Here is an 11,239-nt window from a genome sequence, read left to right as displayed (position 1 = left end):
GCCTTTGCTGCACTGCTACTACTTGCACTGGTCGTTTCAGCCTTTGCTGCACTGCTTGAGGTGCTGGTGGCTGTCACATCAGCTGACACTGGCTGGCCGGTAACTAGCATCCCTAATCCCAGTGAAAATAATGAAATCCCCATGACAGCCCAATTCTTACCGCGTTTATACAGTTTATAATGCGTTTTAGTCTCTCCAAAGTAATTATTCCTTAACATAAAAAACCTACCTTTCACACTATTTCAAATAAAATGTTGTCATTAAAATCCCGGTTTATTAAGGCTATCGGTTTTTTAAATTATAATAGAAACTACTAATATCCCCTTATATCCCTTAAATGGGGCCTATCTTTCGCACGAAAATATTTGAAATCATGCTAAAGTCCTATTATTAATTAAGTGGTCTTAATAAATCACGTTTATATTATAATAGCATACTTAAACTTTAAATTTAAATCACTGGCATCCCTCTCGTCTGTTCAGTGATCCGCCACTTATACAACTTTTTCGTATTCAACACATGTTTCGCCCAATCATCGGGATCATGCACAATATGATAGGCCATTAACACATTATCAGCCATGTTGATTCCTCCTATTTTGGTCATCAGTCATTCCTTAATGTGTTTAGTACACGTGCTGAGCCCTCAGACTAGCAATTATTTGAACCAAGCCACCAATCGATCAAATTAAGTTTGGTGATGACCAGTCTGGATCATCTTAACTACTTTAGTAACCGTTGGCTTAGGCGCTGGCATCGTTGGTTTTGCTGGGTTACCAGCATACTCCGCGGTTTTATCAGCTTTTGGCGTTACGGTTAGCTTACCGTCCTTATTGCAGCGTTGATGCTTGTCAAAAACTTGGCAACCTTCTTTCGTGGTGATTATTGAAACAACCCTGCTCGTCGTCTTGGGTCCGGCAGACCTGGAACTGAATCTGGCTATTCGGGGCTGTGACCTCTGTGTGGTGACAGCAGCATGTATATCAAACCTTTACCATCTTCAAGCACGAAATTAGCTTGCATACTGTTTGATAAATATCGCCTAATTTGGACAATCCTACTGAACTATTGCAGGTGGCATCAGTTCATACAGCCAAGTAAAGCCAATAAGGTATACCCTAGTGGCCAGGTTGGTTTAGTCAAATAAAAATTTTAATTGGTTTCTTATAAGTGCATATAATTTCATCATCACTACCTGTCTGCTATAATGATGGTAAAGGTGGTGATGATTTGCGATTTATATTTAAGGCTTTAATAGTAGTTGTTATTATCCTTGCATTTCCTTTGTCCATAGTTCTTGTCTTTAAAAATTGGTCAACGGCCATTGGCACTAGCACACCCATGCAATTAAAGTTTGATTGGTTGGATCAGTACGAACCGATATACCTTTTTTGGAGTGGGATAATTCTGGCGGCGGTGTTAATTGTTTTATTGATTATCACACTTTTTTGGCCACGGTCACAGTCATTATATCTTCACCAAAAGTCTGATGGTCAAGTTACCATCAGTAAGAAAGCTATTGAGCATTTTGCTCTTTCAGCACTTCAACATGAACCCTTTATTGGTAACCCCAAGGTATCAGCTAAGTTATCACGAAAAAGGATCACACTTAAAATATCGGGTGATCTACTAAATTCAGTCAATGCCAAGAAACAGACTGCAAATTTTCTCAATCAATTAAAAAAAGATTTGCGTATTTGTCTTGGAATTTCTGAACAGAAAAAAATAAAAATCCGACTCGTTGATTTCAATGAGTCGGACGCTAATGTGCATCAATCTCGAGTTGTCTAGGAGGTGATAACGTGACCGAACTCATTAAAGCCTATTTTTGGCCACTAATTGGTGGAATTATAGGATTGCTCTTAGCGGTCCTTATCATCACTTTTGGATTTTTAAAGACGCTTTTTGTTTTGATTTTTATGGTAATCGGGATTACCGCGGGTTATTATATTCAAAAAACTGGTATCTTAACAAATGTTTTTAAATAACTGTTTGAATTATAAGGAGGAAAAATTATGCAGAACGGAACGCCAAGTGAAAAAACAACAACTAACGAAAAGTCTGGTATTAAAGGCAATTTAACATTTGATGATAAGGTTATTCAAAAAATAATTGGTATTGCACTTTCTGAAGTAGATGGCTTATTAACCGTAGATGGCGGTTTTTTCGCAAATGTTGCTGAAAAACTAGTTAATACTTCCGATGTCACATCAGGAATTGATGTAGAGGTTGGAAAAAAGCAGGTTGCAGTGGATCTCGACATTGTTGCTGAATACGGCATTGATATTTCTAAACTGTATGACAAGATCAAAAATGTTATCGTTCGGGAAGTAAAGAATATGACCGACTTAGAAGTAATTGAGGTAAATGTGAATGTTGTTGATGTCAAGACAAAGGAGCAACATGAAAAAGATTCGACTTCTCTGCAAGATCGCGTGAGCGATGCTACAGACAAAACGAAGGAAGCCGTCAGTAAGGGCGCAAATAAATCGAAGGAAACATTAAGTGACAGCGTTGATAAAGTAACGTCTGACAATAAATCTAGTCGTGTTAACTAAGGGGGTGAGTAAATATGGGACTTATTTGGTCATTAATCGTCGGGGCAATCATTGGTGCCATTGCTGGCGCAATCACTAACCGTGGTGCTGCTATGGGCTGGATTGCAAATATCGTAGCTGGTTTAATCGGTGCGTGGATTGGCCAAGGGCTCCTTGGCACTTGGGGCCCTTCGTTAGCTGGCATGGCATTGATACCATCGATCATCGGGGCAATTATTTTAGTTCTGATTGTTTCATTAGTTGTTGGTCGAACCAGTAAAAAGTAAGGGGGAATTTTATGGACGTCTTGAAAAGTGTATTTAAGTTTATGATTGCTTCTACGCTCATTGTAGGTGGTGTCCTCATCGGTGGCACCGTCTTGGCTGCTAAGAAAGTAGATGGCATTGGTGATACATTGCAACAAAAATTACATGGATAATTAGCCAAATTTATCTGTATTAGGCTTCTTAGAACGTAAATGATTGAGCAATTGAAGATCAGTTAATCAATATTTAAATTTGCAATCTACCTTATAAGTGTCATTCACACTATCTCTTGTAGGATCTCCTTATTAGACAAGCAAATTAAAATGTGGAATAATACTGTTGTAACAAATACATTATGGGAGGTTATATTATGAGTCTAGATGACAAAATTGATAGCACCAAAGATAAGGTAAGTGGAAAAGCTAAAGAAGTTGAAGGCAAGGTTACGAACGACAAGGCCCGCGAAGCTGAAGGTAAGGGTCAAGGTATTCTAGGTAAGGCTAAAGATAAACTGTCAGATGCCAAAGATGCTGTTAAAGATACGGTTGATAACGTAAAGGAAAAGTTAGATAAAGACGATAAATAAATTATCATTTTTAAGAAGACCAAAATCTGGTCTTCTTTTATTTTTTCACGCTTGTTACCTTGTTTTTTCTCCACACTGTAATACGCGGCTTATGTGGTCGCTGCGGCTTTTTACGTTACCACCGTCCATCTTTAAGCTGATGTTCTAAGTCACCCAAGCAACGTGTCTCTGTGCGACTGACAAGGCCAAATCTGCTATTTACCATCTGGCCCATGCCGGCCACCTCCAAATTTTGGGCAAAATAAAAACGCCACGCTATTTAGCACGACGTCTATTATCCTTACACCATCTTATCGAGCCGAGCACCCGCCTGTGCCCACTCCGGAAACTCATACCCGTATTTACTATGAATTAATCATGATATCGCCACCTCCTGACCATATGCAAAAAAAACAGTGATTAGCTGAACTTTTCGATAAATCTATTAAAAGTTTCCGTAGTCCCATTTGCAATTAGTACAACTAAAGCTTCATAGCTAATTTATCAAATTCTTGTATATCAATACCCGTTGCTCCAATTAAATCAAGAATAATCTCCTTTGCTAAGTCTTTACTATAGGAATTTAATTGTTCTGTGAAATCTGGCTCTTCACTTTCATACAGGCCATTGAGCAGTGGAATAATGTAACTATAGATATACACTATTAGTGGATATTCGGTAGATTGCAAATTTAATCCGAATTTTTGGACAAATTTGTCAGCATAACCTGATACGGTGTTTGCCAGTCGAGTATTTTAAGCGGTCGCTGGTTAATTTGGAGTAACGTCGTCGTTAAATCTTGAGCACTAATGTGCTCAAAACGAGTCCCTTTAGGATAAAAATAACGTAAATTCCGATTAAAGCGTTCATTACTACCACGTTCAGCTGGCGTATAAGCATGGCAGTAATAGGTCTTAATACCATATTGTGATTCAAGTGATACTAGCCCACTAAACTCAGTGCCACGGTCCACAGTAAAGCTGTGCACCGGACCATTAAAAGTGGTTAGGAACTTAGTTAGTGCTTCATTAACAGTCGCTGTCGTCCGATCTTTTAACCGGTATGCCCAAAGGAACCGTGATTTGCGATCGATTAAAGTTAATAAAACTGCCTTACTATGCCCACGAGGACCAACGACTGTATCTAGTTCAAAATCGCCGATGCGATTACGTTGATTAATCATCATGGGACGCTGTTCAATTGATCGCCCCAAAGATTGATTATATTTGGATCGTTGGTCAACGTTACGCCGTTGGCGTACGCCATGTTCAGGTAGATCATTCAAGGAGAAATCAATTCTCCCCTGATTTAGCCAATTATAAATAGATTTAGTAGCTAGTTTAAATTCGTGAGCAATCATTCCTGGTGACCAGCTTAGTTTTCCGACCACATCGTGATCGCTTGTATTCGGCATCTGTTTGTGCTAATTCAGCCTGATAAGGTTGACATCGAGATAATTCATAAGAAATTGTTGACGGTGATCGGTTCAGCCGAACGCCCATTTGGATATTGGACAGCCCTAGTTCACAAAAGGTTTCGATTTTAATTCGTTCGGAATAGGTTATACTAGACAAAAGATCAGCTCCTAAAAGATGGGTTTGTGGTAAACACCATTTTAAAGGAAGCTGATCTTTTTTGTCCGAACAGCGTTCGTATTAATTTTACAATCTACCAAATTATGAAGCCTAAACGCTAATCTGTTCGCGTATAATAAACTAGTGAGTAATTTAAAGGTGGGGGAAGGAATGTTTTTATGTTGGAACTGTCATTCGAAAAAGAAGTTGTTAAAACTTTAACGACTGGAAGCAATCAATGGGTGGAGCGAAAAGACCTGTATGGTGCGACGCCGGATCAATTATGGGCTAATTTTCGCGATAAATTAAATAACAATAACTATGCTAAATTGCAGGGACACCCTTTAACTGATACCGAATTTAATCAGGTTAAACGGGCGATTGAGGTCCGGACACCTTACGAAGCAGCTAAGTTACTAGCCGCCGAAAATGGCATTGGCAAAGTGGAAGTTGAACGTGATGATGCTAAGCTGGGCACGGTGACGCTTGAGTTGTTTTGGAAAGCGGACGTCGCTGGTGGTAAATCTAGTTATGAAGTGGTACGGCAAGCGGTACGACCACGGCTAGCTGGTACTCAAGACGTCGACCCTGATCGCCGTTTTGACGTAACCTTATTAATTAATGGGTTACCCTTAATTCAATTGGAACTAAAAAAAGCCACGGTCGAACTTAACCAGGCTTTTAATCAAATTGAAAAATACGCACAGGAAGGTAAATATACGGGAATTTACTCGCTGTTGCAAATGTTTGTGATTATGACGCCGGATAGTACGGCGTATTTTGCGAATGCCGAACCGGATCATTTCAATAAAGCTTTTTTGTTTAATTGGCGGACACGGGATAATCACCCCGTGGAAAACGGCTTAGCGTTCACGCGCCAAGTCCTTAATATTCCCATGGCCCACAAAATGGTCAGTGAATATACGGTCATCGACCAAGAACGTCAGAGCTTAATTCTCTTACGGCCTTATCAGATTTATGCGATTGAAGCCGTGATGCACCGGATTCACGACCATCAAGATGGCTTTGTTTGGCATACCACGGGTTCTGGTAAAACACTCACCTCATATAAAACCGCTAAATTAGCTGCGCAAGATCCCGGTGTCGATAAGGTCATCTTTTTAGTTGACCGGCGGGATTTAGATGAACAGACAACTAGTAACTTTAGTGCCTATGCCGCCAATGATGACATTGCCATTAACGAAGCGCAAAATACCGGTGATTTAATGCGTAAATTGCAACAAAATGACGGTAAGGTCTTGGTCACCTCGATTCAAAAACTTCATCGGGCGGTCAAAAAAACGCAAGCCCAGTTGGCAACCGGTAAGCAATCCCGCTTTAGTAAGACTTTAAAGCAACGGGTTATCTTCTTTGTTGACGAAGCCCACCGGTCGCAGTTTGGTAAGATGCAAAAGGAAATTCGAGCAGCGTTTGTCAATAGTAATTGGTATGGTTACACCGGCACCCCCATCTTTAATGAAAATAAGAAACAGCTCAAGGGTGATCTAGCGGTCACGACTGAGGAGCTATTTGGTAAAGTCTGTCATGTTTATAACTTGCGAGACGCCTTAGAGGACCAAGCCGTGTTACCGTTTAACGTCGAACATGTAACAACAATTGGCAAAGATACGTTAATAACCCGGGCCCTCGAGAAAGAAAACCAGCGCGTCAAAGCACGTCGCGATAAGCAAGGCCGCCTGCTGAGTACAGCTGATGAAGCAAAAATTCAAGCCAATATTCAAGCGATGTCAGTAAAGGACTTGGAAGAAACGTATTTAACTCCGGCTGACTTTGAGACCGATGAACATATTAACCAAGTTGTTCAATATATTTTACAAAAAGGCCCACGTAAAACCAGCTTGGGGCATGGCAACTACAATGCGATTTTAACCACCAGCTCCATTGAAATGGCGCAACGCTATTATCAAGCCTTTAAGACCGCGAAAAAGACTACTCACAATCAGCTAGATCCTGATTGGCCCCGAATTGCGATTACTTATTCATTAAGTGAAAACGAAGATCAGAGTGCGCACAAACATGACCAAATGGCCACCATTTTAAAGGATTATAATCAGCAGTATCACACTAATTTTGATTTAGCCGATTTGAATCTCTATAACGAAGATGTCGCAAAACGGGCTGCCCGGCGTGAGGCGGTCTTTGCTCATTTGCAACCCGATCAGGAAATTAATTTAGTGATTGTGGTGCGACGGTTATTAACAGGTTTTGATGCCCCTCGGCTAAACACGCTCTTTGTTGACCGCACCTTAGCTTATCAAGAACTCATTCAAGCCTACTCACGCACCAACCGGCTCCAAAACCGGGAATTAAAACAAGAAGGCCAAATTGTGACCTTTCGGGTGCCAGCAATCATGGAAGCGAATGAACGTGAAGCTTACAAGTTATATAGTGGCGAAGGCTCTTTTAATGTCATCATTCGTCCCACTTATCAGCAGGCTGTCTTAAAATTTCAAAAGGCCGTGGTCGCTTTAAAAGCCATTGCTCAAACGCCGACGGCGGCCGATGACCTGAAAGGAACCACTGCCAAGGTACAGTTTGTGAAAGCCTTTCGCCAAGTGAATCAGCAATTGAATTCCTTATCCATGTACAACGATTTCACTTGGGAGAACAGCGAAAAGACTTTTGGTATTGCTCAGACCGAAGTAGAATCCTATACGGGTAAATATCTGCGGATTAAAGCGGCGGTTACTAACCAAGAGCCTGAGAAAGTCCCCGAAGAGTTGGCCGCTTTAGACTTTTCCTTAGCCGTTGGTTCAGTAGTCTTGGTGGATTATGATTATTTGACGCAATTAATTCAAGATTGGATTGATGAACAGCAACAGTACTCGACGCCTGATCAAGCCCAAGCGCATATGACGGATTATCTGCAAAATAGTGCCAAAGTACAGGCTAGTTTGAATAAATTAGCGGAAACGCAACCGCAACAGGCTCAATTAATTCGCGAAGCCATGCCCTATATTGAGCAACAAATGCAACAGTTTCAGCAACAGAGTGACCAAAATCAAGCGCCAGTAGCGTTGAATGCTCGGGAGTTGGTGGCTGATTATGCCCAGAGACAATTGGTCAAAAAAACGTCGGTATTCGCCCACACGTGGGGCTTAGATCAAACAGCCATATTGCGGGTGGCGCGTGAACACACCGTGGGTACCGATGAATGGCATCATGAACAAGAATTAACGCAGTCAGCGAATTTAGCAGCGGCCTTACAAGCTCAAACTGCCGCTGGGCCGAAGATTCCAGCTATTTTGCCACTATACCGGATTAAGTCCCAGGCCGCTTGGCGGCAGTTTATTGAACACGATTTAGCAATTTATCTACAAAAATAAGTGAGGTTAAACAATGTCAGAAAAAACAACTCAAGCTAGTCAACTTGAAAGCGCCCTATGGAATGCGGCCGATGTCTTACGCGGGAAAATGGACGCTTCCGAATATAAAAATTATTTATTAGGGTTAATTTTTTATCGGTTTCTATCCGAGAAAACCTTAACGACTTTTAGTGATTGGGCAGGCGAAACTGAAAATGTCACCCAGAAATATGCTCAGTATATGAATCCTCAGTTTGAGTTGGAAGGCGTTTCAGTGCAGCCCAGTTTAGTGGAGTATTTGCAAAACACGCTCGGCTATTTAATTCAACCACAAGCGTTGTACACCACCCTGATTGGCAAGATTCAAGCCCATACTTTTGCGTTAGACGATTTATCTCAAGCGCTTCATGATCTGGAACAGTCGACACAAAATCTATCTTCAGCGCAAGACTTTTCGGGCTTGTTTGCCGATGTGGATTTAAGTAGTAATAAATTAGGCAGTTCTTTACAACAACGGAATCAAACTATCAGTGATACCATGTTAGCTTTAAATACGATTGATCTCGTCCATCATCAAGGCGACGTCTTAGGTGACGCCTATGAATACTTAATCGCGCAATTTGCCAGTGATTCTGGTAAGAAGGCGGGTGAATTTTATACTCCACGGCAGGTGTCCGACATTATTGCCCAGATTGTGACTTATCAGCGCAATGCAGGTGACAAACAAGTTCGAACTATTTATGATCCAGCGGTTGGTTCCGGTTCACTGCTATTAAATGTCGGACAGCACGTGCAAGACCCCAATTTAGTGAGTTATCACGGCCAAGAATTGAACACCACGACCTATAACCTGGCCCGTATGAACCTCATGTTACATGGAGTCTCGTATGACGATATGCACTTACGCAATGGTGATACGTTAAGTAAAGATTGGCCGGTTGACGAGCCTTACTTATTTGATGCCGTCGTTATGAACCCGCCCTACTCGGCGCACTGGGATAACAGCGACAAACGCTTGTCAGACCCTCGATTCCGCGACTACGGCGTCTTACCGCCTAAATCTAAAGCCGACTTTGCCTTTCTGCTACACGGCTTTTATCATTTGCAGGAGCAAGGAACTATGGGCATTGTCCTACCCCATGGCGTATTATTTCGGGGGGCTAAGGAAGGCAAAATTCGCCAAAAGCTTCTGTTAGATAACCGGATTGATGCCATTATTGGGCTACCCGCTAATATTTTTCATTCCACCAGTATTCCAACGTTGATCATGATTTTAAAGAAACATAAAACCACTGATGACGTCTTATTTATTGATGCGTCCCGGGAATTTGAAAAGGACAAGAATCAAAATAAGCTAACGGCAGCCAATATTCAAAAAATTGTGACCACTTATCAAAACCGGCAAGATGTCGATAAATATGCCCATGTGGCCTCACCGGCGGAAATCAAGGAAAATGATTATAATTTAAATATTCCGCGCTACGTCGATACGTTTGAACCGGAACCCGAGATTGATCTGAACCAAATCAAAGCTGATCTAAAGCAACTAGACCAGGAAATCAGTCAGAATGAACAAGCCTTTAATGAATTAGCTAGCCAGTTAGTGACCACCCAGGTGAATGACCAGTCAAAACCGGAGGCCCACAATGAAAGATAACCAAGCTAAATATCCGCAATTAAGATTTAAAGGTTTCACTGATCCTTGGGAACAGCGTAAGTTGGGGAAAATGGGCTATACTTTTACAGGATTAAGTGGAAAAACTAAAGAAGACTTTGGGCATGGGAATGCAAAATTTGTTACTTATATGAACGTTTTTAGTAGTCCTGTCTCCAACTCAGAAATGGTTGAAAATGTTGAAGTTGATTCAAAACAACATCAAGTTGAATATGGCGACGTATTCTTTACAACATCATCAGAAACACCACAGGAGGTTGGAATGTCTTCTGTATGGCTTGAAACCGCTGAGAATATCTACCTAAACAGCTTTTGTTTTGGATATCATCCAATGGTTGAGTTTGACCCTTATTATCTAGCATTTATGTTACGTTCACCAGTGATTCGTAAGAAGTTTATGTTACTAGCTCAAGGTATTTCACGATATAACATTTCCAAAAATAAAGTTATGGAGATGTTATTGCCAGTTCCTGAAATAGTCGAACAACAAAAAATTGGTTCTTTCTTCAAACAACTTGATGACACTATTACCCTTCATCAGCGTAAGTTAGCTATGCTTAAGGAACTTAAACAGGGCTATTTGCAAAAAATGTTCCCCAAAAATGGTAGCAAGTTCCCGCAATTAAGATTTGCAGGGTTTGCTGACGCTTGGGAACAGCGTAAGTTAACTGAAATTGTGAACCGAGTGAATAAATCTTCAAATTCTGATGTTTTACCTAAAGTTGAGTTTGAGGATATTGTCTCAGGAGAAGGTCGCTTAAACAAAGATATTTCATCAAAACTTGATAGTCGAAAAGGCACGTTGTTTGAATCTGAAAATATTTTGTATGGGAAACTTCGTCCGTATTTGAAAAATTGGTTATTCCCTGATTTTGAAGGCGTTGCATTGGGTGATTTCTGGGTTTTTGAAGCTACTGATGTTAGCGTTCCGTCCTTTGATTATTACCTAATTCAATCAGATGATTATCAAAAAGTTGCAAACGATACTTCAGGTACAAAGATGCCGCGTTCTGATTGGAAAAACGTTTCTTCAACAGACTTTGCAATTCCAAGCAAGGATGAACAAAAACAAATCGGTACCTTCTTTAAACAGTTAGACAACACTATCACTCTTCATCAGCGGAAGTTAGATTTACTCAAGGAACAGAAAAAAGGCTTTTTACAAAAGATGTTTGTTTAGGGTCTATAACTAACATAACCCCTCAAAAACATTGAAAGAATAGCCCCCAATATCTATAATGTAGATATTGGGGGCTATTTTAATTTATTTTTTTATAAGTGCCCCTAAACTATAGCT

11 protein-coding genes and 1 pseudogene are annotated in these 11,239 nt (G+C 40.7%); 9 read left to right on the top strand and 3 right to left on the bottom strand.

Annotated features, from left to right (window positions below):
* Together FC70_RS02525 and FC70_RS09455 are read right to left on the bottom strand one after the other, a co-directional pair.
* Positions 1-218 (bottom strand): KxYKxGKxW signal peptide domain-containing protein (locus tag FC70_RS02525; RefSeq protein ID WP_169787473.1); only part of this gene is annotated, 218 nt, incomplete at its 3' end.
* A 232-nt stretch (positions 219-450) separates the two neighbouring features.
* Positions 451-582: a DUF5839 family protein gene (locus FC70_RS09455; RefSeq protein WP_220096583.1), complete on the bottom strand. Its 132-nt coding sequence runs from the start codon at positions 580-582 to the stop codon at positions 451-453.
* Positions 583-1,229: 647 nt separating this feature from the next.
* Between FC70_RS09455 and amaP the strand changes: the two genes are divergently transcribed.
* The 6 genes from amaP (at position 1,230) to FC70_RS02500 (ending at position 3,388) form a co-directional block, all read left to right on the top strand.
* Positions 1,230-1,790 (top strand): alkaline shock response membrane anchor protein AmaP, encoded by a 561-nt coding sequence (gene amaP / locus FC70_RS02520; RefSeq protein WP_041095702.1) that lies wholly within the window; start codon positions 1,230-1,232, stop codon positions 1,788-1,790.
* Between the two features lie 11 nt (positions 1,791-1,801).
* Complete coding sequence (locus tag FC70_RS02515) at positions 1,802-1,987, top strand: DUF2273 domain-containing protein (RefSeq protein WP_041095700.1); 186 nt, start codon at positions 1,802-1,804, stop codon at positions 1,985-1,987.
* Between the two features lie 27 nt (positions 1,988-2,014).
* On the top strand, positions 2,015-2,557 hold the full coding sequence (locus tag FC70_RS02510; RefSeq protein WP_041095698.1) for an Asp23/Gls24 family envelope stress response protein: 543 nt from the start codon (positions 2,015-2,017) through the stop codon (positions 2,555-2,557).
* Between the two features lie 14 nt (positions 2,558-2,571).
* Positions 2,572-2,823 carry a GlsB/YeaQ/YmgE family stress response membrane protein gene (locus FC70_RS02505; RefSeq protein ID WP_003680323.1) on the top strand — a complete coding sequence of 84 codons (252 nt, stop codon included), beginning with the start codon at positions 2,572-2,574 and terminating at the stop codon, positions 2,821-2,823.
* An 11-nt stretch (positions 2,824-2,834) separates the two neighbouring features.
* Complete coding sequence (locus tag FC70_RS09385) at positions 2,835-2,975, top strand: hypothetical protein (protein ID WP_003681696.1); 141 nt, start codon at positions 2,835-2,837, stop codon at positions 2,973-2,975.
* A 197-nt stretch (positions 2,976-3,172) separates the two neighbouring features.
* Positions 3,173-3,388, top strand: a complete 216-nt coding sequence (locus FC70_RS02500) for a CsbD family protein (RefSeq protein ID WP_003680381.1) — start codon at positions 3,173-3,175, stop codon at positions 3,386-3,388.
* A 670-nt stretch (positions 3,389-4,058) separates the two neighbouring features.
* Here the strand turns inward: FC70_RS02500 and FC70_RS02490 are convergent.
* Positions 4,059-4,941: pseudogene (locus FC70_RS02490) on the bottom strand (IS30 family transposase).
* Between the two features lie 179 nt (positions 4,942-5,120).
* Here FC70_RS02490 and FC70_RS02485 point away from each other — a divergent pair.
* Genes FC70_RS02485 through FC70_RS02475 form a run of 3 tightly spaced genes read left to right on the top strand, consistent with a single transcriptional unit; the run spans position 5,121 to position 11,122 of the window.
* Positions 5,121-8,288 carry a type I restriction endonuclease subunit R gene (locus FC70_RS02485; RefSeq protein WP_057889462.1) on the top strand — a complete coding sequence of 1,056 codons (3,168 nt, stop codon included), beginning with the start codon at positions 5,121-5,123 and terminating at the stop codon, positions 8,286-8,288.
* Positions 8,289-8,301: 13 nt separating this feature from the next.
* Positions 8,302-9,924: a type I restriction-modification system subunit M gene (locus FC70_RS02480; protein ID WP_057889461.1), complete on the top strand. Its 1,623-nt coding sequence runs from the start codon at positions 8,302-8,304 to the stop codon at positions 9,922-9,924.
* Positions 9,914-11,122, top strand: a complete 1,209-nt coding sequence (locus FC70_RS02475) for a restriction endonuclease subunit S (protein WP_057889460.1) — start codon at positions 9,914-9,916, stop codon at positions 11,120-11,122. The genes FC70_RS02480 and FC70_RS02475 overlap by 11 nt, the downstream gene beginning before the upstream one ends.
* The last annotated feature ends 117 nt before the right edge of the window (positions 11,123-11,239 follow it).

Origin of the sequence: Paucilactobacillus oligofermentans DSM 15707 = LMG 22743 (genome assembly GCF_001434315.1) — a bacterium.
GTDB lineage: Bacteria > Bacillota > Bacilli > Lactobacillales > Lactobacillaceae > Paucilactobacillus > Paucilactobacillus oligofermentans.
This window is presented reverse-complemented; position numbering and strand designations above follow the sequence as displayed.